Genomic DNA, 24,463 nt, shown 5'->3' on the forward strand with positions numbered 1-24,463 from the left:
CTCCAAATCGACAGAGGAATCAGAGGAAGCAGTCGGATAATCAACAAAGAGAGCACATGCGCCGGCTTCGGATTTCCGCTCCGTGATCGCACCGCGACGGAACCCAAGGATTTATACGCCAGCGAACTGGATATCGGCTCGCCCCCGACTCGACGGCACCTCAGGCGCCGGTGGAGCCCGCATGTTCCCCGACTGATCCCGTTGTGCCGAGCCGTGACGCCCGCTACACCTGGAAGCCCTTGTGACGTTCGCGGGTATGGTCGCCTTCCCGCTGCCCTGCGCGGGGAGGCGCGGTGGACTTCGACTGGAGTGCCGAACAACACGACCTCTACACATCCGTCCTGGCCGGGGCGCGGACGGCCTTCCCCGAGGACACGGCCCGCGCGGACACGGCGTACACCCGTGCGCAGTGGTCGCGACTGGCCCCGCTCGGACTGCTCGGAGCGAGTGTGCCGGAAGACCGGGGCGGCCGCGGGCTCGGGGCGCTGGACAGTGCGCTGGCCTTCGAAGCCGCCGGCCGGGGCTGCGTGAACACCGGCATTCTGTTCGCGGCCGCCGCGCATCTGTTCTCCTGCGCCATGCCGATCCTCGAATTCGCCACCCCCGGAACGTGCCGGCGGCTGCTGCCCGACATGTGCTCGGGGGCACTGATCGCGGGGAACGCGATGACCGAGCCGGACTCCGGATCGGACGTGTCACGGCTCGCCGTGACGGCGCGGCGGGTCGCCGACGGATTCCTGCTCAGCGGCACCAAGAGCTTTGTGAGCAACGGCCCCACAGCCGACCTCTATGTGACCTACGCGACCACCGACCCGAGGGCCGGCCACCTGGGAATCACCGCATTCGTCGTCGACCGCGCGGCACCGGGCGTGGCGGCGGGGGAGCCGCTGGACAAGATGGGCCTGCTGTCATGCCCGGCCGGACCGGTGACGTTCGATCGCTGCTTCGTACCGGACGAGCAGGTCCTCGGCGTCCCCGGACAGGGCGGAGCGATCTTCCAGCACTCCATGCGCTGGGAACGGTCCTGCCTCTTCGCCGTCTACCTCGGGGTACAGCAGCGGCTCCTCGACCGGTGCGTGGAACACGTACGCCGCCGCCGGCAGTCCGGCCGCCCGCTGGCCGAGTTCCAGTCCGTGGCCAATCGCGTCGTCGACATGAAGCTGCGGCTGGAGAGCGGCCGGCTGCTGCTCTACCGGGCCTGCGACGCCCTCGACCGCGACGACCAGGACGCCGCGTTGTGGGTGTCCCTGTCCAAACTGGCCGTTTCCGAAGCGGCCGTGGCCAGCGCGCTGGACGCCGTCCAACTGCTCGGTGGGCGCGGCTATCTGCGGGACGAAGGCATCGAGGCCGCGCTCCGGGACGCCGTGCCGACCACCATCTTCTCCGGCACCTCGGAGATTCAGCGCCAACTGATCGCGAGGGCGATGGGACTGTGAACCTGCACCGACTGGTGGCCGAAGCGGCCGCCCGCACCCCTGAGGCCCCGGCGATCCGCGACATGACCGGGAGCATCAGCTACTACCAACTCGACGCGCTGGCCGACCAGTACGCCGCCGCGCTCCTCGACCACGGGATCCGGACCGGGGACCGGGTGCTGCTGTGGACCGGCAAGAGCGCCGACGTGGTCGCCGTCATGCAGGCGGCACTGCGCATCGGCGCCGTCTACGTCCCCGTCGCCTCATCGAACCCGATCGGCCGGGTGCGCCGCATCGCCGCCGACTGCCGCCCCGCGCTGCTGGTGACCGAGCTCGACGCCCCGCCGGACACCGCGACGCTGGAAAGCCTCGGCGTGCCCGTGGCCGACTGCGCCGCGCTACGCGCCGTCGCCGAACCCGGGCGCCGCCCCGAGCACCACCGCGGCGCCCCCGACGACCCCGCGTACATCCTCTACACCTCCGGCTCCACCGGCGAGCCCAAAGGAGTCTGCCTGAGCCACCGCAACGCCCTGGCCTTCGTCGACTGGGCCGCCGCCGAGCTGCGGCTGCGGCCCGAGGACCGGCTGGCCAACCACGCGCCGTTCAACTTCGACCTCTCCGTCTTCGACCTCTACGGCGCCTTCCGCGCCGGGGCCTCGACCCATCTCGTCCCCGACACCCTGGCCTACGCCCCCGACCAGCTCACCGAACTGCTCGACCGCCGGCGGATCACGATCTGGTACTCGGTGCCGTCCGCGCTGCTGCTGATGATGCGCGAGGCCCGGCTGCTCGAGTGGGGCCCACTGTCCCTCCGCGCCTGCGTCTTCGCCGGCGAGCCCTTCCCTCTGGAGGACGCCCGGCGGCTGCGCGCCGCCTGGCCGCAGGTCCGGCTGCTCAACTGGTACGGCCCGACCGAGACCAACGTCTGCACCTCGTACGAGCTCACCGCCGCCGACCTCGACCGCACCACCCCGCTGCCGATCGGCACCGCGTGCTGCGGAGACGACGTGCGGCTGGAGCCCCGGCCGGACGGGACGGAGGAGATCGTCGTGGACGGGCCGACCGTGATGCTGGGCTACTGGGGTCGCCCCCCGCACCACGGACCGTACCGGACCGGCGACCTGGGGCGGCGCGACCCGCACGGCACCCTGGAGTACCTGGGCCGATACGACGACCTGGTGAAGGTGCGCGGCCACCGGGTCGAGCCCGGCGAGGTGGAGGCCGCCCTGTCGTCCCACCCCGCGATCGACAGCGCCGTGGTGCTGGTCTCGGGAGCCGGCGGCCACGAGGCGCGCATCCACGCCGTCGTCGTCCCCCGACCCGGACACCACCCGGAGCTGCTCGACATCAAGCGGCACTGCGCGGCACTCCTACCCCGATACATGATCGTCGACACGGTCCATGTGGTGGCGCGCCTGCCCCGCAACCCCCACGGCAAGACCGACCGACGAGCACTCGTCGAAGCGCTGCTGGCCGACACGCTCAAGCGAGACTCAGGAACGGTCGGAGAGAATGGCCGCGTCTGACGGTCCCACAGCAGCTCCCGACCCCACCCGGCGTATCAGGAGACACAGGTGCCCGACAGCGATCGCACAACCCTGCTGAACCAGCTCTTCGCCTACGTCAGGGACGAACTGGTGGGCGACGCGACCCTCACACCGAAAATCACCCCCCAGACCCCGCTGCTCGAATGGGGAATCCTGGACTCGGTGCGCACCGCGCGCCTGCTGGCCCATCTGCGCGACAACCTCGATGTCCGGGTGCCACCCACCCACATGACGGGGCACCACTTCAAGGACGTGGCGAGCATCGCCGACCTCGTCTGGTCGCTCCGCTCCCAGCCCGCCTGACCCGTCGACGGAGCCCGCATGCACGTCACCGACGATATCGACATCGGCATCATCGGCGGTGGCCCCGCCGGCTCGACCGCCGCCTCCTACCTCGCCCGGGCCGGGCTGTCCGTCGCCGTCTTCGAAAGCGAGCTCTTCCCCCGGGAGCACGTCGGAGAGTCCCTGGTCCCGGCCACCACACCGGTCCTCCTGGACATCGGCGCCATGGAGAAGATCGAGGCGGCCGGCTTCCCGAAGAAGTACGGGGCCGCGTGGACCGCGGCGGGGACACAGGGCGTCGACCCGCTGGACTTCCGAGTGGAGGGCCACGGCCTGGGCGTCGCCCAGGTGCTGTTCAACGAGCGGGAACAGCTGGGCGTCGACCGCGACCACACCTTCCACGTGGACCGCGGCGAGTTCGACCTCATCCTGCTCAAGCACGCCCAGAGTCTCGGCGCCAAGGTCTTCACCGGGGTCCGGGTCCGCGAGGTCGACTTCGCCGACCCCGACCACCCGGTGCTGCGTGTCGCGATCGGCCCGGCGCGAACCGACATCCCCGTGCGCATGGTCGTCGACGCCAGCGGACGCGGCACCCTGCTCGGCCGACAGCTCAAGGTCAAGGTTCCCGACCCGGTGTTCAACCAATACGCCGTGCACACCTGGTTCGAAGGACTCGACCGACGGGCACTGGCCGAGAGCCGGCAGCAGACCGACTTCATCTTCATCCACTTCCTGCCCCTCGCCGACACCTGGGTGTGGCAGATCCCCATCACCGAAACCATCACCTCAGTCGGCGTGGTCACCCAGAGAGCGCGCTTCAGGGCCGCCAAGGACGACCTGGAGGGCTTCTTCTGGGACTCGGTGGCCAGCCGCCCCGAACTGGAGCGCGCCCTGCGACCCACCCGGCGGGTGCGCCCCTTCAAGGCCGAGGGCGACTACAGCTACGGCATGCGCCAGGTCGCCGGCGACGGGATGGTGATGATCGGCGACGCGGCCCGGTTCGTCGATCCGATCTTCTCCAGCGGCGTCAGCGTCGCGATGAACAGCGCCCGACTGGCCTGCAAGGACATCATCGCCGCCGCGGCCGCCGGCGACTTCCGCGCCCCACGGTTCGACACCTACGTGAACACCCTGCGGCGCGGCGTCTCCAACTGGTACGAGTTCATCTCGATCTACTACCGGCTCAACATCCTCTTCACCGCCTTCGTACAGGACCCCCGCTACCGCATCGACGTCCTGAAACTGCTTCAGGGCGACGTCTACAACGACGCGGAGCCCGCGGCGCTGCTCGCGATGCGCGAGTTCGTGGCGGCGGTGGAGGACGACCCCACACACCTGTGGCACGACCGACTCGGCAACCTCAAGGTCTCCCCCGAGGCCAAGTGCCTGTTCTGAGGTTGGCGCAGCCCGCCGCCGGACATCCCCGGCGGCGGGCTGCGTCGTAGCACCGACTGCGCCGTACCGGCAGTGGAGGGAAGGACACCCCACGGCTGGTACGGAGACACGTCAGTACGCGGCGGGAGGACGGAAGAAGTCCGGCAGGTCAGTGGGCGGGCTGCCGTGGTTCCAGGCGAACAGCATATGACCCACCGCGTACGCGACGTAGGCCACATTGGTGACTCCGGCCACCGCCAGCAGCCGCAGCCATGTGGTGCGCCGCCACGACAGCTCGCCGACCCCACGCTCCGCCAGCGTCTCGCCCCGCTCGTTCACGGCCAGCCGCAACATGGCCAGCGCGGCGAAGTACGTGCCGGCCGTGACGAGTTCGTACACGGGGAACTGGTACCAGGTGCCGCTGAAGAGCGTGAGCTCGGGCGTCGCACCCGACCAGATGAAGAACCCCAGCGCCGGAAGGAACGGCTCCGAGGTGGCGGTGAGCACCATCCCCAGCAGAACGGCGAATCCCATCAGGCGGATCGGCCGGATCCCTGGACGGCGCTTCGCCAGCCACTGCACGCCGGCGCCCACGACGATGGCCGACAGAGCCGTCCCCAGACCCGCGACCAGCGCATGCCACGGCATCTCCGCCTGCTGATGCTCCCCCGGCCCCTGCCACCCCGGGACGTACGGAGCCCAGGAACTCGTCGCCATGAACTGATTGGTGTTCACGGTGATCACCGGGTGGAACCAGTTCAGCAGGGGATCCTGCCAGGCGCTCAGCACACAACCGATGACCAGCAGGAGGTCGAAGGTGGCCCGCCGTTGGGCACGGGACTCCCGCACGAACTTGACGGTCAGCACCACCACGGGCACCACCGTCAGGAGCGGGACCAACACACCGATCACTTCCATGGTGGTGCCGAAGCCGGAAGACTCGGGCGCCTTGTCGATGTGTGTGCCGTCGACCAGCCAACTGACCAGGACGTACGTCTGCAACACCACGAAGAACGCGCCCAGACACGCCCAGACCACGACAGGCGGCACCCGTCGACCACGGCGACCCGGCGCGGCAGGCGAGGGGCCGGCATCCGCCCGCACCACCCTCTGCCCCGGCGGAGAGGGCGACTGCGTCTCGGTCGTTGCGTCTCCCGCGTCCGGTACGGAAGCCTGATGGCTGCTCATACTTGTCCTCTCCTTGATGACGACGCTGCCTCGAGCTTTCGGCCCTCTTCTGAGCTCAGAACGTCGAGTCGAGCCAGCAGTCCACCGACTCGGCCGTGGCGAAGGCGTGTTCCTGCATGATGGTGAAGTGGTCGCCGGCGACATCCATGGGTGTGTGAGGGAACTCCCACATGGGTCGCCACTCCTCCTGACTCGAGACCTCCGACATCTCGTCGGCCACCCGGTCGACACCCCGTAGGCACAAGGTGGGCATGGAGGTCGCCTGCGGCACATGGTTCGCGAAGAGCCGCAGATAGCAGCCCATGGCGGTCAGCCGTGTGTCGTCCATCCGCAGCCCGAAGATCCGCTCCGTCTCGAACATGCCGTTGGCGAGCTCTCGGGCGAGAGTCACCATCGACGCGCTTCCGTACGCATAGGTGTCGATCAGGACCAAGGCCGCCGGGGGCCTTCCGATGGCTTCGAGGTGAACGGCCAGCGCATGTGCGACCAGCCCACCACCGGAGTGACCGACGAGGACGAAGGGCGTGTCACCGACACAGTCGAGTGCGAGCTTGGACTCGAACTCCATCAACGCTTCCATGGACGCGGGGGTGCTCTCCTCCGCGGCGAAACCAGGCAGCGGAAGGAACCACATGTCTCGCACCCCACGGAAATAAGATGCGAAGCGCGCGTACTGGTTCGGGCTGGCCACGGCGGCCACGGTGGGAAGGCAGAGCAGGGACGGCTGCACCGCCCCCCGCGCCAGCCGCAGGGGGCTGGGCGCTGGCCCCATGTCCGCCACGGATGCGAACCCGGGGCGGAAGTAGGAGGCAGCACGCATGAGCTGCATGCCGCGCGGCACTTCGTCGAGGTCGTGGGCACGCCGGAAGAGCGAAGCCAAGGAGTGCGGCAGAATCTCCGCCGACTCCGATGGCGATGCCCCGGCCGAGAGGTTCGCCTCGGCCCCGCGCACCGGCCCCGTGGCGCTCTCAGCCGTGCCTTCACCGCCTGGATCGGCCGCCGTCCCGGAGACATCGAGTACGGCCTGGAGGTGGCGTGCGAACGCCGTGGGGGTCGAGTGGTCGAAGACCAGGGTCGCTGGCAGACGCAGTCCGGTCTCTCCGGCCATCCGCTTGCACAGCTCCAGGACGGTCAGGGAATCGAAGCCCGCTTCCATGAACCCCACGCTGGGGTTGATCGCTTCATAGGAAGCATGCCCGAGTGCGACCGCCGCATGGGTGCGGACCAAGTGGAGCAGCGTTTCGGTCTGCTCAGAGGCAGCCATCCCGGCCAGCTTGCGCCGAAGGCGAGCGGGTGCCTCGTGCCTGTCGGTTGGTGTGTCGGGGTTGGTGGTTTCGGTGGCCGCCGCGATGGCTTCGGGGATGTCGGTGATGAGTGGGCTGTGGCGGATGGAGGTGAATGTTTCGGTGAAGCGTTGCCAGTCGATGTGGGTGATGGTGAGGAAGGTTTCGTCGTGGTCGAGTGCTTGTTGGAGGGCGGTGATGGCGAGTTGGGGGTCCATCGCTCGTACGCCGCGGCGGTTGAGTTGTCGGGTGGAGGTTTCTTCGGCTGCCATGCCGGTGTCGGCCCAGGCTCCCCAGGCGAGGGAGGTGGCGGGGAGTCCTGTGGCGCGTCGGTGGTGGGCGAGTGCGTCGAGGTAGGCGTTGGCGGCGGCGTAGCCTCCTTGGTCGCCTCCGCCCCATACGCCTGCTCCGGAGGAGAAGAGGACGAAGGCGGTGAGGGGGGTGTCGCGGGTGAGTTCGTGGAGGTGTTGGGCTGCTTGGACTTTGGGGCGGGTGACGTGGGCGAGGTCGGTGAGGGTGGTGTGGGTGAGGGGTGCGTAGTGGGCGGTGCCGGCGGTGTGGATGACGGCGGTGAGGGGGTGTTCGGGTGGGATGGTGGTGAGGAGTTCGGTGAGGGCGTGGCGGTCGGTGGTGTCGCAGGCGGTGATGGTGACGTGGGCGCCGAGTTCGGTGAGTTCGGTGTGGAGTTCGGTGGCGCCGGGTGCGTGGGGTCCGCGGCGGCTGGTCAACAGCAGGTGGGGGGTGTACGGCGAGTTGGTCTTCGCCCTTCCACGGGCCCTGATCACCGGGTGGAGTGCTGGTGAGGTGGGTGTGGGCGGTCTGGCCCGTGGTTGGGGTGGGTGTTGCTGGTGGGTGTGGTGGTGGGGATGTCGATGAGGCCGCCCCAGCGGTGGGGTGTTCGGGGTGACGCGGCCCAGTCTCCAGTCCAGGGCGAGGAGCGACAGCACGCCGACGGTGGGGTGTTCGGTGGTGTGGGTGCGGAGGTGTTGGGCGAGTGCTTCCCGGTCGGTGGTGTGGGGGTCGATGTGGGTGGCGTGGGTGGGGGTGCCGAGCTGGTCGAGGGAGCTCAGGCAGGCGGTGACCGCGTCGTGGTCGGCCTGGGCGGTGGGGATGATGACGAGCCAGGTGCCGTCGACCGCGTCAGTGGTGTGTGGGGTGGTGGGGGGTGGTGTGGGGAGGGGTTTCCAGGTGATCTTGTAGCGCCAGGTGTCGAGGGTGTGGCGTTCGCGTTGGCGTTGGTGCCAGCCGGAGAGCATCGGTAGAACGGCGCTGAGGGAGTCGTGTTCCTGGTCTGTCACGTTCAGGGTCTGGGCCACAGCGGTCAGGTCCTGGCGTTCGACCGCCTCCCAGAACCGGGCCTCCACACCATTCCCTTCCGCATCCACGCGAGTGGACGCGGCCGCGCTCGCAAGCCAGTACCGCTCACGCTGGAACGGGTAGGTGGGCAGATCTACCCGTTGTGCTGTGGTGCTGTTGAAGAGATGGCTCCAGGTCACTTGGAGGCCGTGAGCGTATGCCTCGGCGACAGAGGTCAGGAAACGCTGCGGACCATCCTCATCACGCCACAAGGTGCCGACGATGATGGGTCGGACAGCATCATCGGAAGCGGGTGTTGCCGTGACGACGTCGTGGATGGTGTGGGTGAGAACGGGGTGCGGGCTGGCTTCGATGAAGGTGTGGTGTCCCTGGGCTGCCAGGGTGTGGAGGGCGTCGGCGAGCCGGACGGGTTGGCGGAGGTTGCGGTACCAGTAGCCCGCGTCCATCTCCCGCCCCGTGATCCACTGGCCGGTAACGGTGGACAGCAGAGGGATGGTGGGTACGACCGGGGTGATAGCGGTCAGGGCGTCGCGGATCTCGTCCTCGACCGCTTCCACCTGCGGGCCGTGGGAGGCGTAGTCGACGGGGATACGCCGGGCCCGAATATCCTGCTTCGCGCAATCGGCCAGGAGTTCCTCTACCGCTTCCGGCTCGCCGGAGATCACGATGTTGTGGGGGCCGTTGATGGCGGCGATGGCCAGTCGGCCGGTCCACGCCGTCAGTCGTTCCTCGACTTCTGTCTCTGGTAGGGATACGGAGGCCATGGCGCCGTGGCCGGCCAGGCGGGCGAGGGCGCGGCTGCGGAGGGCGACCACGGCTGCGGCGTCGTGGAGGGTGAGTGCGCCGGCGATGTGGGCTGCGGCGATCTCTCCTTGGCTGTGGCCGATGACGGCGTCGGGGTGGATGCCGCATGCCTGCCACATGCGTGCCAGGCCCACCATGACCGCGAACAGCACCGGCTGGACGACATCCACCCGCTCCAGCGAGGCCGCGCCATCCGCCTGCCGCAACACCTCACCCAGCGACCAGTCCACATGAGGCGCCAGAGCCTCCTCACACGCTTCGATGTGCTCGCGGAACACCGAGGAGGAGTCGAGCAGGTCGGCGGTCATGCCCGCCCATTGGGAGCCTTGGCCGGGGAAGACGAACACCGTCTTGCCCGCGGGGCCGACCACCCCGCTGATCACCTTCTTGGCTGGTTCCCCGGAAGCGAGTCGCTGGAGTCCGGCGAGGAGCTCCTCGCGGCCTTGCCCGAGAACCACGCCACGGTGCTCGAACACTGTCCGGGTGGTGGCCAGAGACCATCCGATGTCCGCCGGAGCGAGCTCAGGATCCCGTAGAACATGCTCTCGCAGCCGGGCCGCTTGGTCCCGTACCGCGCCCTCGCTCCGTCCGGAGACAAGCCAGGGCACCATGTCCGCTCGCAGTACTGGACTCCGCTGCGCGTCTTCTCGGCCGGCTGGTGCTCGGCCGCTTGGCTGCGGTGGTACGGGGGGTTCTTCGAGGATGAGGTGGGCGTTGGTGCCGCTGATGCCGAAGGAGGAGATCGCGGCACGGCGGATGCGGTCGGAGCAGGGCCAGGGCCGTGCTTTGGTGAGCAGGGACACGGCTCCGGCGGACCAGTCGACATGGGGGGTGAGTGCGTCGACGTGAAGGGTCTGGGGCAGCGTCTCGTGGCGCAGGGCCATGACCATTTTGATCACTCCGGCGACACCGGCGGCGGCCTGGGTGTGCCCGATGTTCGACTTCAGCGACCCCAGCCACAGGGGCTGTCCCACGGGTCGGTTCTCGCCGTAGGTGGCAAGCAGGGCCTGCGCCTCGATCGGGTCCCCGAGGGTGGTGCCGGTGCCGTGGGCTTCCACGGCGTCCACTTCGAGCTCCGTCAGGCCGGCGTTGACCAGGGCCTGGCGGATGACCCGCTGCTGGGACGGGCCGTTCGGTGCGGTCAGACCGTTGCTGGCCCCGTCCTGGTTGACCGCGCTACCTCGTACGACCGCCAGGATCGGATGGCCGTTGCGCTCAGCCTGGGACAGTGGCTCAAGGAGGAGCATGCCCGCGCCCTCGGACCATCCGGTGCCGTCCGCGCAGGCGGCGAACGCCTTGCACCGGCCGTCGGTGGACAGTCCGCGCTGTCGGCTGAACTCCACCAGTCCGAACGGTGTGGACATCACCGTCACACCGCCGGCCAGCGCCATGGAGCACTCACCGGCCCGCAACGCCTGACACGCCAGATGCAGGGCGACCAAGGAGGATGAGCATGCGGTGTCGATGGTGACGGCCGGGCCCTCCAGGCCCAAGGTGTAGGACAGCCGGCCAGAGGCGATACTGCCAGCGGTTCCGTTGCCGACATAACCCTTGAGGTTCTCCGGAATGGTCTGTGGGAGCGCGGCATAGTCGTGGTAGATCACTCCGGTGAAGACACCCGTGGAACTGTTCTTGAGCGAGGTCGGGTCGATACCCGCGCGTTCCACGGCCTCCCAGGAGGTCTCCAGTAGCAGTCGCTGCTGTGGATCCATTGCCAGCGCCTCGCGTGGGGAAATACCGAAGAACGCCGCGTCGAACTCGGCCGCGTCATGCAGGAAGCCGCTTTCACGGACGTAGAGCGTGCCGGGGCGCTCGGGATCGGGGTCGTAGAGGCCGTCCAGGTCCCAGCCGCGATCCGTGGGAAATCCCGAGATGGCGTCGGCACCCGCCGCGACCAGTTCCCACAACGCCTCGGGAGACGAGGCTCCGCCTGGAAAGCGACAGGCCATTCCCACGATCGCGATCGGCTCCTGCTGTTTCGACTCGACTTTCATGAGACGTTGCCGGGTCTCGTGAAGGTCGGCCGTCACCCACTTGAGATACTCGACGAGCTTTTCGTCATTCGCCATCTGAAATCAACCCCACTCCGGGTGTCAGGTGCGTCGAGGGATCAGCTGCTGGTTCGGCGGAATTCCTTGTCGATGAATTCGAGAACCTCGGTGGCAGAAGCCGAGTGAATCCTTTCCGAAACGGCGCTCGCCTGAGTGTGCTGGTGATGGCCGGCCAGCTTCGAAAGGATTCCTTGAAGCCGGATCCGTACCTTCGTCCGGACGTCCTCTTCTGTGTCGGGTGACGTCGCGACTTCTTCCAACTGGTCGAGTTGGTCGAGCACCAACGCTGAGGTCTCCGCGGACTCGGGGAAGAGCTCTGTGCACAGGTGGTCGGCGAGCGTGGTCGGGGTGGGGTGGTCGAAGAGGAGGGTGGAGGGCAGGCGGAGTCCGGTGGCTGTGCTGAGTCGGTTGCGTAGTTCGACTGCGGTGAGCGAGTCGAAACCGGACTCGGTGAAAGCGCGGCTCTTGTCGATCGCTTCGGGGTGCGGATGACCGAGAACCGCGGCGGCATGGGTGCATACGGTGTCGAGCAGCGCGGCGACGCGTCGGGGAGGGGCGAGCTCCGCCAACGACTGATACATCGCGGAGGCCGTGCCGCCTTGATCAGCAATGGCCGCTGTTCGGCGGGGTGTGTTGATGAGTTTGTGGAGGAGTGGGGGGAGGGTGCCTGTGGTGGCTTGTTGTCGGAGGGTTGGTGTGTGGAGGTGGATGGGGAGGAGGAGTGGTTGGTTGGTTTGGGTGGCGGTGTCGAGGAGGGTGAGTGCTTGTTGGTCGGTGAGGGGGTTGATGCCGGAGCGGTTGATGCGGGTGTGGTCGGTGGTGTCGAGTTGGCTGGTCATGCCGCTGGTGGTGGCCCACAGGCCCCAGGCGAGGGAGTGGGCGGGGAGGTGGTGGGTGTGGCGGTGGTGGGCGAGGGCGTCGAGGAAGGTGTTGGCGGTGGCGTAGTTGGCTTGGCCTGGTGCTCCGAAGACGCCGGAGGCGGAGGAGAAGAGGGTGAAGTGGGTGAGGTTGGTGTGGTGGGTGAGGTGGTGGAGGTTGAGGGTGGCGTCGACTTTGGCGCGGAGGACGGTGTCGAGGCGGTGGGGGGTGAGGCTGGTGAGGATGCCGTCGTCGAGGGTGCCGGCGGTGTGGATGATGCTGGTGAGGGGGTGTTCGGGCGGGATGGTGGCGAGGAGTTGGGAGAGGGCGTGGGGGTCGGCGGTGTCGCAGGCCGCGATGGTGACGTGGGCGCCGAGTTCGGTGAGTTCGGTGTGGAGTTCGGCGGCGCCGGGCGCGTCGGGTCCGCGGCGGCTGGTCAACAGCAGATGCGAGGCTTGGCGGTGGGTGGCGAGGTGACGGGCGACGAGAGATCCGAGGGTGCCGGTTCCGCCCGTGATGAGGGTTGTTCCTGCGGGGGTGGCCTGTGATGAGGGGGCAGGTGGCAGGGTGAGGACCACCTTGCCGATGTGGCGGGCCTGACTCAGGTGTCGGAACGCTTCGATTCCGCGACGGACGTCCCAGGTCCTGGTCGGTAGCAGCGTCAGCGCCCCGTCCTCGAAGAGCGACAGGATCTCGTTGAGCATGTGTTGTAGTCGTTCGGGGGTGGCTTCGCCGAGGTCGAAGGGGCGGTAGGTGATGTTGGGGTGTGTGGTGGTGAGGTGTTGGGGGTCTCGGAGGTCGGTTCGGCCCATCTCCAGGAAGTGGCCGCCGTGGGGGAGGAGGTCGAGTGAGGCGTCGATGAGGTCGGTGGTGAGGGCGTTGAGGATGATGTCGACGCCGTGGCCTTGGGTGGTGGTGAGGAAGTGGTCGCGGAAGTCGGTGGTGCGGGAGGAGGCGATGTGGGCGTTGTCCAGTCCCATGGTGTGGAGGGTGTGCCATTTGGTGGGGCTGGCGGTGGCGAAGACTTCGGCGCCGAGGTGTTGGGCGAGTTGGATGGCGGCCATGCCGACGCCGCCGGTTCCGGCGTGGATGAGGATGGATTGGCCTGGGCGTAGGTGGGCGAGGTCGATGAGGGCGTAGTAGGCGGTGAGGAAGACGATGGGGATGGAGGCTGCTTGGGGGTAGGTGAGGGTGGTGGGGATGGGGGTGATGGTGTGGCGTTGGGTGATGGTGGTGGGTCCGAAGGCTGCGGGGAGGAGGCCCATGACGCGGTCGCCGGGGTTCAGGTCGGTGATGTCGGGTGCGGTTTCCAGGACGGTGCCGGCGCCTTCGACGCCGATGGGTCCGGCGCCGGGGATCATGCCCAGGGTGTTGAGGACGTCGCGGAAGTTCACTCCGGCGGCGTGGACGGCGATGCGGACCTGGCCGGGGGTGAGGGGTTGGGTGGCTTCGGGGAAGGGGATGAGGGCGAGGTTGTCCAGGGATCCCTTCGCGGTGCTCTCCAACCGCCATGGCGTGTCGGCGGGTGGGGTGAGGAGCCCTGCCTGGGTGCTGCGGATCAGCCGCGGGGCGTGGAGGGTGCCGTGTCGCAACGCCAGTTGAGGTTCGGTGGTGGTGAACAGGGCGGTGGGGATACGGCTGGTGGAGGCGGGATGGGTATCGAGGTCGAGGAGTTGGAAACGGTCGGGGTGCTCGGCCTGCGCGGAACGGATCAAACCCCACACCGGTGCGTGGGCCAGGTCGGGGGCAGGCTCATCGGGCCCGGTGGTGATCGCGCCTTGGGTCACGATGACCAGCCGCGTAGCAGCCAACCGCGGCTCGGCCAACCACGCCTGCACCCAGCCAAGCAACCGATACACCACCGCCCGAACCTGCCCGGCCGTCTCCCGCGCCGCGACCGCCCACCCCGGCAGACCACCACCAGCATCACCGTTGTCGTTGTCGCCACCGGTGTCGGGGCTGGTGTGGGGCTCGGTGGTGGTGTGGTGCCAGTCGTGGACGGTGAGGATGGCGGTAGAGGGCGGGGTGGCGCCGGTGTCCAGGGCGTGGAGGAGGGTGGGCATGTCCTGGTAGGTGTCGACGGGGACGCCCCCTGTGCCGGGCAGGGCGGTGGCCAGGCCCAACGAGTCATCACCGACAACAACACAGTGCCCCTGCCCAGAAGTGGCCACCCCTGTGGAGGGCAACGCGGTCCACTCCACCTGATAGAGATGATCACGCGAGGTGGCAGGTCGGGCCGCCTGGAGCTGCTCGGGAGTGATCACACGAGTGACCAACGTGGCAACCGACACCACCACAGCACCCGCGGCATCGGTCATCGTCAACGACACCGCATCCGCAGCCGTCGGAGTCACCCGCACCCGCACAGCCCCAGCCCCAGCCCCAGCCCCAGCAGCGTGCAACGACACCCGCTGCCAGGAGAACGGCAACCGACTACCCCCCACACCCCCCGACACCCCCACCGGAACCAACAACCCCATCGCATGCAACGCCGCATCAAACAACGCCGGATGCACCCCAAAACCACCCACAAGCTGCGCCTGGTCCTCGGGGAGAACGACCTCAGCGAACACCTCATCACCCACACGCCAAGCAGCCCGCAAACCCCGAAACGCAGCGCCGTACTGAAGGCCATGACCGGCGAGACGGTCGTAAAGATCGGTGACGGGGAGGGGCTCGGCGTCGCGCGGCGGCCATGTTCCGTCCAGCGGCGCGCAGGTGGAGGCGACCACGGGGGTCTCACTGGCGAGAGTCCCGGTGGCGTGGCGGACCCATGGCAGGCTCTCATCGACATTCTCACCGCTGACCGGATGCACCCGCGAGTGGATGGTGAGCGTGCGTCGCCCGTCGTCGTCGGGTGGATCCAGGGTGAGCTGGAGTTGCACACCCGCCTGATCAGGGAGAACGAGCGGAGCGTGGAGGGTGAGCTCCTCCAGATGGGGGCAACCACTCTCGCCACCGGCGTGCAGCGCCAGCTCGACAAAGGCCGTGCCCGGCAGCAGGACCGTGTCCATCACCGCGTGATCAGCCAACCACGGATGCGTGGCCAACGACAGACGCCCGGTGAACACAAACCCATCGGACCCCGCCAACTGGACAGCCGCACCCAACAGCGGGTGCCCCGACTCCTCCAGACCCGCCGCAGACACATCCCCCTTCTCCGCAGGAACATCCAGCCAGTAGCGCTGGCGCTGGAAGGGGTAGGTGGGTAGGTCGACCCGCTGGACCTTGGTGCCGGTGTAGAGGTGTTCCCAGGTGGTGGGCAGGCCGTGGGTGTGGGCTTGGGCGAGGGAGGTGAGGAAGCGGCGGGGGCCGTCCTCGTCACGGCGCAGGGTGCCGATGACCAGGGGCTCGACAGCATCGGTGGCGTGGGTGGGGTCGAGGGTGTCGTGGATGGTGTGGGTGAGGACGGGGTGGGGGCTGGTTTCGATGAAGGTGTGGTGTCCCTCGGCTGCCAGGGTGTGGAGGGCGTCGACGAGCCGAACGGGTTGGCGCAGGTTGCGGTACCAGTAGCCCGCGTCCATGTCCGGCCCCGTGATCCACCGGCCGGTGACGGTGGACAGGAGAGGGATGCTGGGCGAGGTCGGGGTGATGGACGCCAGGGTGTCGCGGATCTCGTTCTCGACTGCTTCCACCTGGGGGCCGTGGGAGGCGTAGTCGACGGGGATGCGGCGGGCGCGGGTGTCCTGCTTGGCGCACTCGGCGAGGAGTTCTTCCACCGCTTCCGGTTCGCCGGAGACGATCACGGTGTGGGGGCCGTTGATGGCGGCGATGGCCAGTCGCCCCTGCCAGGCGGCCAGTCGTTCCTCGGCCTCGTCAACTGACAGGGATACGGAGGCCATGGCGCCGTGGCCGGCCAGGCGGGCGAGGGCGCGGCTGCGGAGGGCCACCACCGCCGCGGCGTCGGCCAGGGACAGTGCACCGGCTACATGGGCTGCGGCGATCTCTCCTTGGCTGTGGCCGATGACGGCGTCGGGGTGGATGCCGCATGCCTGCCACATGCGGGCCAGGCCCACCATGACCGCGAACAGCACCGGCTGGACCACATCCACCCGCTCCAACGACGCCGCACCATCCGTCTGCCGCAACACCTCACCCAGCGACCAGTCCACATGAGGCGCCAGAGCTTCTTCACACGCTTCGATCTGCTCGCGGAAGACCACTGAGGAGTCCAGCAGGTCGATGGCCATGCCCGCCCATTGGGAGCCCTGGCCGGGGAAGACGAACACCGTCTTGCCCGATCCAGTGCCGCTGCTACCACTGATCACATGTCCGGCCGGTTCCGCGACGCTCAGCTTCTCGAGGCCGTCGAGCAGCTCCTCCCGGTCGCGGCCGAGGACGACGGCGCGGCGTTCGAAGGTGGTGCGGGTGGTGGCCAGGGACCAGCCGATATCCATCGGGTCCAACTCAGGGCGTTCCTGTACGTGGGCCCGTAGCCGCGCTGCCTGGTCCTGTACCGCGCTTTCGCTCCGTCCGGAGATCAGCCAGGGCACCACCTCCGATACCAGCACCCGCACGGGCTTCTGCCGCTCACCTCCCCGCTCGGGTGGTGTGGAGTCGGTCGGCTTCTCGGAGGTGGGGGGTTGTTCGAGGATGAGGTGGGCGTTGGTGCCGCTGACGCCGAAGGAGGAGACGCCCGCTCGGCGTGGCCGGTCGGTGCGGGGCCAGGGCCGGTCCTCGGTGAGCAGCGACACGGCTCCGGCGGACCAGTCCACGTGCGGGGTGGGCGCGTCCACGTGCAGCGTCTTCGGCAGCAGCTCATGGCGCATGGCCATGATCATCTTGATGACGCCCGCCACACCGGCCGCGGCCTGGGTGTGACCGATGTTGGACTTCAGCGAACCGAGCCATAGTGGCTGCTCGGTGGGGCGGTCTTGACCGTAGGTGGCCAGCAGGGCCTGGGCCTCGATCGGGTCCCCGAGGGTGGTGCCGGTGCCGTGGGCCTCGACGGCGTCGACGTCGGCCGGCGTGAGGCCGGCGTTGGCCAGGGCCTGGCGGATGACCCGCTGCTGGGATGGGCCGTTCGGTGCGGTCAGACCGTTGCTGGCCCCGTCCTGGTTGACCGCGCTGCCTCGTACGACCGCCAGGATCTGATGGCCGTTGCGCTGAGCCTGGGACAGCGGTTCTAGGAGGAGCATGCCCGCGCCCTCGGACCATCCGGTGCCGTCCGCACCCGCTGCGAACGCCCTGCATCGCCCATCCACTGACAGTGCTCGCTGCCGACTGAACTCGATCAGCCCCAGAGGTGTGGACATCACCGTCACGCCGCCGGCCAGTGCCATGGAGCACTCACCGGCCCGCAACGCCTGACACGCCAGATGCAACGCCATCAGAGACGACGAACAGGCGGTGTCGATGGTGACGGCCGGACCCTCCAAGCCCATGGTGTACGCGACGCGGCCGGAGGCGATGCTGCCGGAGGTGCCGCTTCCCACGTACCCTTCGAGCTCCTCGGGGATGGTCCGGATGCGTGCGGCGTAGTCGTGATGGATCACTCCCGCGAACACGCCTGTCGAGCTGCCCTTGAGCGTGGTCGGGTCGATGCCGGCTCGCTCGATCGCCTCCCAGGACGTCTCCAGCAGCAGTCGCTGCTGAGGGTCCATCGCCAGTGCCTCGCGCGGGGAAACCCCGAAGAACGCCGGATCGAACTCGGCCGCGTCGTGGAGGAACCCGCCTCCGCGAACATAGAACGTGCCAGGCTTATCGGGATCGGGGTCATACAGTTTCTCGAGGTCCCAGCCGCGATCGGTCGGGAACCCTGCGATCCCGTCGCCGCCCGTCGCCACCAGGTCCCACAAGGCCTCGGGAGACGTTGCGCCCTGCGGAAAGCGGCAAGCCATACCCACAACCGCGATCGGTTCCTCCGCGGACGCGGAGGTACTCACCACCGGGGCCGTCACACGCTGGGCCCCCAACAGTTCCGTGCAGAGGTGGTCGGCGAGCGTGTGAGGGGTGGGGTGGTCGAAGAGGAGGGTGGAGGGCAGGCGAAGTCCGGTGGCTGTGCTGAGTCGGTTGCGGAGTTCGACTGCGGTGAGCGAGTCGAAACCCGACTCGGTGAAGGCACGGTCCGGCTCCACGCTCTGGGGGCTCGAATGGCCCAGTACGGCTGCCGCGTGCCCACGTACGACTTCCAGAAGTGTGCTGACGCGCTTGGGGTGAGTGAGGCCCGTCAGACGTTGGTGGAGTGCGGAGGATGAGGTGCCGCTGATTGCTGTGGCCGCTGTTCGGCGGGGTGTGTTGATGAGTTTGTGGAGGAGTGGGGGGAGGGTGCCTGTGGTGGCTTGTTGTCGGAGGGTTGGTGTGTGGAGGTGGATGGGGAGGAGGAGTGGTTGGTTGGTTTGGGTGGCGGTGTCGAGGAGGGTGAGTGCTTGTTGGTCGGTGAGGGGGTTGATGCCGGAGCGGTTGATGCGGGTGTGGTCGGTGGTGTCGAGTTGGCTGGTCATGCCGCTGGTGGTGGCCCACAGGCCCCAGGCGAGGGAGTGGGCGGGGAGGTGGTGGGTGTGGCGGTGGTGGGCGAGGGCGTCGAGGAAGGTGTTGGCGGTGGCGTAGTTGGCTTGGCCTGGTGCTCCGAAGACGCCGGAGGCGGAGGAGAAGAGGGTGAAGTGGGTGAGGTTGGTGTGGTGGGTGAGGTGGTGGAGGTTGAGGGTGGCGTCGACTTTGGCGCGGAGGACGGTGTCGAGGCGGTGGGGGGTGAGGCTGGTGAGGATGCCGTCGTCGAGGGTGCCGGCGGTGTGGATGATGCTGGTGAGGGGGTGTTCGGGCGGGATGGTGGCGAGGAGTTGAGAGAGGGCGTGGGGGTCGGCGGTGTCGCAGGCCGCGATGGTGACCTGAGCGCCGAGTTCGGTGAGTTCGGTGCGGAGTTCGGCGGCGCCGGGCGCGTCGGGTCCGCGGCGGCTGGTCAACAGCAGATGCGAGGCCTGGTGGTGGGTGGCGAGATGGCGTGCGACGAGGGAGCCGAGGGTGCCGGTTCCGCCCGTGATGAGGGTTGTTCCTGCGGGGGTGGCCTGTGATGAGGGGGCAGGTGGCAGGGTGAGGACCACCTTGCCGATGTGGCGGGCCTGACTCAGGTGTCGGAATGCTTCAATGCCGCGACGGACGTCCCATGTGGTGATGGGCAGGGGTTGGAGAGCGCCGTCGTGGAAGAGCGACAGGATCTCGTTGAGCATGTGTTGTAGTCGTTCGGGGGTGGCTTCGCCGAGGTCGAAGGGGCGGTAGGTGATGTTGGGGTGTGTGGTGGTGAGGTGTTGGGGGTCTCGGAGGTCGGTTCGGCCCATCTCCAGGAAGTGGCCGCCGTGGGGGAGGAGGTCGAGTGAGGCGTCGATGAGGTCGGTGGTGAGGGCGTTGAGGATGATGTCGACGCCGTGGCCTTGGGTGGTGGTGAGGAAGTGGTCGCGGAAGTCGGTGGTGCGGGAGGAGGCGATGTGGGCGTTGTCCAGTCCCATGGTGTGGAGGGTGTGCCATTTGGTGGGGCTGGCGGTGGCGAAGACTTCGGCGCCGAGGTGTTGGGCGAGTTGGATGGCGGCCATGCCGACGCCGCCGGTTCCGGCGTGGATGAGGATGGATTGGCCTGGGCGTAGGTGGGCGAGGTCGATGAGGGCGTAGTAGGCGGTGAGGAAGACGATGGGGATGGAGGCTGCTTGGGGGTAGGTGAGGGTGGTGGGGATGGGGGTGATGGTGTGGCGTTGGGTGATGGTGGTGGGTCCGAAGGCTGCGGGGAGGAGGCCCATGACGCGGTCGCCGGGGTTCAGGTCGGTGATGTCGGGTGCGGTTTCCAGGACGGTGCCGGCGCCTTCGACGCCGATGGGTCCGGCGCCGGGGATCATGCCCAGGGTGTTGAGGACGTCGCGGAAGTTCACTCCGGCGGCGTGGACGGCGATGCGGACCTGGCCGGGGGTGAGGGGTTGGGTGGCTTCGGGGAAGGGGATGAGGGCGAGGTTGTCCAGGGATCCCTTCGTGGTGCTCTCCAACCGCCATGGCGTGTCGGCGGGTGGGGTGAGGAGCCCTGCCTGGGTGTTGCGGATCAGCCGCGGGGCGTGGAGGGTGCCGTGTCGCAAGGCCAGTTGGGGTTCGGTGGTGGTGGACAGGGCGGTGGGGATGCGGCTGGTGGAGGCGGGGTGGGTGTCGAGGTCGAGGAGTTGGAATCGGTCGGGGTGTTCGGCCTGCGCGGAGCGGATCAAACCCCACACCGGTGCGTGGGCCAGGTCGGGGGCCGGCTCGTCGGGCCCGGTGGTGATCGCGCCTTGGGTCACGATGACCAGCCGCGTGTCAGCCAACCGCGGCTCGGCCAACCACGCCTGGACCCAGGCAAGCAACCGATACGCCACCGCCCGAACCTGAACTGCGGTTTGCTGTGCGGCTTGCAGCGGTGTGGTGTTGGCGAGGTCGCTGGTGGTGCTGGGGTCATGCCAGTGGTGGACGGTGAGGATGGCGGTGTCGGGTGGTGTCGCGCCGGAGTCGAGGGCGTGGGTCAGGGCGGTGAGGTCGGTGTGGGTGTCGACGCGTGTTCCGCCGGCGTTCAACACGGTGGCCAGGTCTAGGGGGTCGTCACCGACGATGGCCCACTGCCCGGTCGGGGCGATGGGAGCTTGTGTGGAGGGGAGGCTGGCCCACTCCACTTGGTACAGGTGATCGTGGGCCGAGACGGGGCGGGCCGCGTGGAGTTGTTCTGATGTGACAGGTCGGGTGACGAGCGCTTGGACGGTGGCCACTGGCGCCCCGGTGGGATCCGCGACCGTCACCGCTACGGCGTCCCCGGCGGCGGGGCTCACCCGTACGCGCAGTGCGGTGGCTCCTGTGGTGTGCACGCGGACGTGCTGCCAGGAGAAGGGCAACCGACTGCGTTGGCCGGGCTCCGTGCCGGGTGAGAGGGTGAAGCCGACGGCATGCAGGGCGGCGTCCAGCAGCGCCGGGTGCACGGCGTAGTGGTCGGCATGGTGGGTGTGCTCTTCGGGCAGGGCGACCTCAGCGAGGATCTCCTGTCCTCGCCGCCAGGCGGCTTGCAGACCCCGGAAGACCGGACCGTATGTGAAGCCTCCGTCGGCCAAGCGCTCGTAGAAGTCGGCAGTCGGCAGGCACACGGCATCGGCCGGAGGCCAGCTACCCGTCATCCCACTATCGATGACGTCCTGCTCTGAGCCGTCGTTGACCACGATGCCGGCCGCGTGGTGGACCCAGGTGCCCTGGTCGGATGTGTCGCCGGAGCCCGACACCCGTGAATGGATGGTGAGGGCGCGTCGCCCGTCGTCGTCGGGTGGGTCGAGAGTGAGCTGCACCTGGACGCCCGCCTGCTCGGGCAGCAGAAGAGGGGCGTGCAGGGTGAGCTCTTCCAGGTGGGGGCAACCGACCTCGGCCCCGGCGTGCAGGGCGAGTTCGACGAAGGCTGTGCCGGCAAGGAGGACGGTGTCCATGACGGCATGGTCCGCCAGCCAGGGGTGGGTACTGACGGAGAGCCGCCCGGTGAAGACGTACCTGTCGCTGTCGGCGAGTTGGACCGCCGCCCCCAACAGCGGATGACTGGTGCTCCGCATCCCTGCCGCTGACACATCCCCCGCGAGGGGGGCGCTCTCCAGCCAGTAGCGCTGGCGCTGGAAGGGGTAGGTGGGTAGGTCGACCCGCTGGACCTTGATGCCGGTGTAGAGGTGTTCCCAGGTGGTGGGCAGGCCGTGGGTGTGGGCTTCAGCGAGGGAGGTGAGGAAGCGGCGGGGGCCGTCCTCATCGCGGCGCAGGGTGCCGATGACGATCGGCTCGGTGGCGTGGGTGGGGTCGAGGGTGTCGTGGATGGTGTGGGTGAGGACGGGATGGGGGCTGGTTTCGATGAAGGTGTGGTGTCCCTCGGCCGCCAGGGTGTGGAGGGCGTCGACGAGCCGGACGGGTTCGCGGAGGTTGTGGTACCAGTAGCCGGCGTCCATCTCCCGCCCCGTGATCCACCGGCCGGTGACGGTCGACAGCAGCGGAATGCTGGGAGCGGCTGGGGTGATGGACGCCAAGGCGTCGCGGATCTCGTCCTCGACCGCTTCCACCTGCGGACCGTGGGAGGCGTAGTCGACGGGGATACGCCGGGCCCGAATATCCTGCTTGGCGCACTCGGCCAGGAGTTCTTCCACCGCTTCCGGCTCACCGGAGATCACGATGTTGTGGGGGCCGTTGACGGCGGCGATGGCCAGTCGGCCGGTCCACGCCGTCAGTCGTTCCTCGACTTCTGTCTCTGGTAGGGAGACGGAGGCCATGGCGCCGTGGCCGGCCAGACGTGACAGGGCACGGCTGCGGAGGGCGACCACCGCCGCGGCGTCGGCCAGGGACAATGCACCGGCGACGTGGGCTGCGGCGATTTCGCCTTGGCTGTGGCCGATGACGGCGTCGGGGTGGATGCCGCATGCCTGCCACATGCGGGCCAGGCCCACCATGACCGCGAACAGCACCGGCTGGATGACATCGTCTCCTTCGAGGGAGGGCGCGCCGTCGGTCTGCCGTAGGACCTGGCTCAGCGACCAGTTCAGGTGAGGCGCGAAAGCCTCTTCACAGGCATCGATCTGCTCCGCGAAGACCGCCGAGGTTTCGAGCAGATCGGCCGCCATGCCCGCCCACTGCGAACCCTGTCCGGGGAAGACGAAGACCGTCTTGCCTACCGCGGCGGTAGCGCTGCCGGTGACGACCTGACTTGTGGGGTCACCAGTGGCCAGCGCGTGAAGTCCGTCGAGCAGTTCGTCGCGATTCCGACCGAGGATGACGGCGCGGTGCTCGAACACCGCGCGGGTGGTGGCCAGGGACCAGCCGACGTCGAGCGGTTCAAGGTCCAGGCGGTTCTGCAGATGGGCCCGTAGCCGGCTCGCCTGTTCGCGCACCGCCCGCTCGCCACGTCCGGAGACGAGCCAGGGCACCACTACGGGGGCCAGCACCGGCTTGTGCCCCTCGTCGCCCTGGCTGGGAGGTGCGTGGTCTGCGCGGTCTTGCTGTGTGGGCGGTTGCTCGATGATGACGTGGGCGTTGGTGCCGCTGACGCCGAAGGACGAGACGCCCGCCCGGCGCGGCCGGCCGGCGGGGGACCACGGTCGTGCTTCAGCGAGCAGGGAAACGGCTCCGGACGACCAGTCCACGTGGGGGGAGGGCGCGTCCACGTGCAGCGTCTTGGGGAGCGTCTCATGCCGTAGTGCCAGGACCATTTTGATCACGCTGGCCACCCCGGCGGCGGCTTGGGTATGACCGATGTTCGACTTCACCGACCCCAGCCACAAGGGCTGCTCGGCGGGGCGGTCGGCGCCATAGGTGGCCAGCAGGGCGTGTGCCTCGATCGGGTCGCCCAGCGTGGTGCCGGTGCCGTGCGCTTCGACGGCGTCGACATCGGCGGCGGTGAGTCCGGCGTTGGCGAGGGCCTGGCGGATGACGCGCTGCTGGGACGGGCCGTTCGGGGCGGTCAGCCCGCTGCTGGCTCCGTCCTGATTGACCGCGGTGCCCCGTACCACCGCCAATACCGGGTGGCCGTTGCGCTGCGCCTGGGACAACCGTTCCAGGAGCAGCATGCCCGCACCCTCCGCCCAGCCGGTGCCGTCGGCGCTCGCGGCGAACGCCTTGCACCGCCCATCGGGAGCCAACCCCCGCTGTCGACTGAACTCGACGAAACGGAAGGGCGCCGACATCACCGTCGCTCCGCCGGCCAGGGCCAGGGAGCACTCGCGAGCCCGCAACGCCTGACACGCCAGATGCAGGGCCACCAGGGAGGAGGAACAGGCGGTGTCCACCGTGACCGCCGGCCCTTCCAGCCCCAGGGTGTAGGCCACCCGGCCGGAGGCGACACTGCTCGCGCTGCCGGTTCCCAGGTAGCCTTCGAGGCCGTCCGGGACGCTCTGGATCCGTGTGGCGTAGTCATGCCCCGCATAGCCGACGAAGGCACCTGTTCGGCTGCCTTTGAGGGAGGCCGGGGAGATCCCGGCTCGTTCGATCGCCTCCCAGGACGTTTCCAGAAGCAGCCGTTGCTGTGGGTCGGTGGCCAGTGCTTCGCGTGGAGAGAGGCCGAAGAATGCTGGATCGAAGTCGGGCGCTTCGTGGAGGAACCCGCCCTCTCGGACGTAGGACTTACCCGGCTGATCCGGATCAGGGTCATAAAGTCCCTCGAGGTCCCAGCCGCGATCGGTCGGGAACCCGGAGACCGCGTCCCGGCCGGCTGCCAGCAGCTCCCAGAACGCTTCAGGGGAGGACGCCCCGCCGGGGTAGCGGCAGGACATGCCCACGATGGCGATCGGTTCGGTTGAGGCCGCGATCAGGTTCTGGTTTCTGCGGCGAAGCCTGTCGATCTCCTTGAGGGATGCCCGCAGGGCATCGGCGACCTTCTCACCGGATGAAGTCACCAT

The 24,463-nt window shown here is 68.6% G+C and carries 7 protein-coding genes; 4 read left to right on the top strand and 3 right to left on the bottom strand.

Translation table 11 applies throughout. The features are described from left to right. The first annotated feature begins 293 nt into the window (after positions 1–293). Genes LRS74_RS32165 through LRS74_RS32180 form a run of 4 tightly spaced genes read left to right on the top strand, consistent with a single transcriptional unit; the run spans position 294 to position 4,639 of the window. A complete protein-coding gene (locus tag LRS74_RS32165; RefSeq protein ID WP_277744313.1) occupies positions 294–1,436 on the top strand; it encodes an acyl-CoA dehydrogenase family protein in 1,143 nt (380 codons plus the stop codon). Further along, on the top strand, positions 1,433–2,941 hold the full coding sequence (locus LRS74_RS32170) for an amino acid adenylation domain-containing protein (protein WP_277744314.1): 1,509 nt from the start codon (positions 1,433–1,435) through the stop codon (positions 2,939–2,941). Before LRS74_RS32165 ends, LRS74_RS32170 begins: the two co-directional genes overlap by 4 nt. A gap of 48 nt (positions 2,942–2,989) precedes the next feature. Then, positions 2,990–3,265, top strand: coding sequence for an acyl carrier protein (locus LRS74_RS32175; protein WP_277744315.1), 276 nt, complete (start codon positions 2,990–2,992; stop codon positions 3,263–3,265). A gap of 18 nt (positions 3,266–3,283) precedes the next feature. Beyond that, positions 3,284–4,639 carry an NAD(P)/FAD-dependent oxidoreductase gene (locus tag LRS74_RS32180; RefSeq protein ID WP_277744316.1) on the top strand — a complete coding sequence of 452 codons (1,356 nt, stop codon included), beginning with the start codon at positions 3,284–3,286 and terminating at the stop codon, positions 4,637–4,639. Between the two features lie 111 nt (positions 4,640–4,750). Here the strand turns inward: LRS74_RS32180 and LRS74_RS32185 are convergent, their stop codons facing one another. From LRS74_RS32185 to LRS74_RS32195, 3 genes are all read right to left on the bottom strand, one after another. Then, positions 4,751–5,668 (bottom strand): spirocyclase AveC family protein, encoded by a 918-nt coding sequence (locus LRS74_RS32185; protein WP_277744317.1) that lies wholly within the window; start codon positions 5,666–5,668, stop codon positions 4,751–4,753. Positions 5,669–5,861: 193 nt separating this feature from the next. Then, positions 5,862–11,279, bottom strand: coding sequence for a type I polyketide synthase (locus LRS74_RS32190; RefSeq protein WP_277744318.1), 5,418 nt, complete (start codon positions 11,277–11,279; stop codon positions 5,862–5,864). Between the two features lie 41 nt (positions 11,280–11,320). After that, positions 11,321–24,463 carry a type I polyketide synthase gene (locus tag LRS74_RS32195; protein WP_277744319.1) on the bottom strand — a complete coding sequence of 4,381 codons (13,143 nt, stop codon included), beginning with the start codon at positions 24,461–24,463 and terminating at the stop codon, positions 11,321–11,323.

This window comes from Streptomyces sp. LX-29, assembly GCF_029541745.1.
Lineage (GTDB): Bacteria > Actinomycetota > Actinomycetes > Streptomycetales > Streptomycetaceae > Streptomyces.

What these genes read in the sequence shown, in the direction of transcription:
- LRS74_RS32180 (WP_277744316.1), top strand. Translation starts at nt 3,284, where the DNA reads ATGCACGTCACCGACGATATCGACATCGGCATCATCGGCGGTGGCCCC.
- LRS74_RS32195 (WP_277744319.1), bottom strand. Translation starts at nt 24,463, where the DNA reads ATGGTGACTTCATCCGGTGAGAAGGTCGCCGATGCCCTGCGGGCATCC.
- LRS74_RS32190 (WP_277744318.1), bottom strand. Translation starts at nt 11,279, where the DNA reads ATGGCGAATGACGAAAAGCTCGTCGAGTATCTCAAGTGGGTGACGGCC.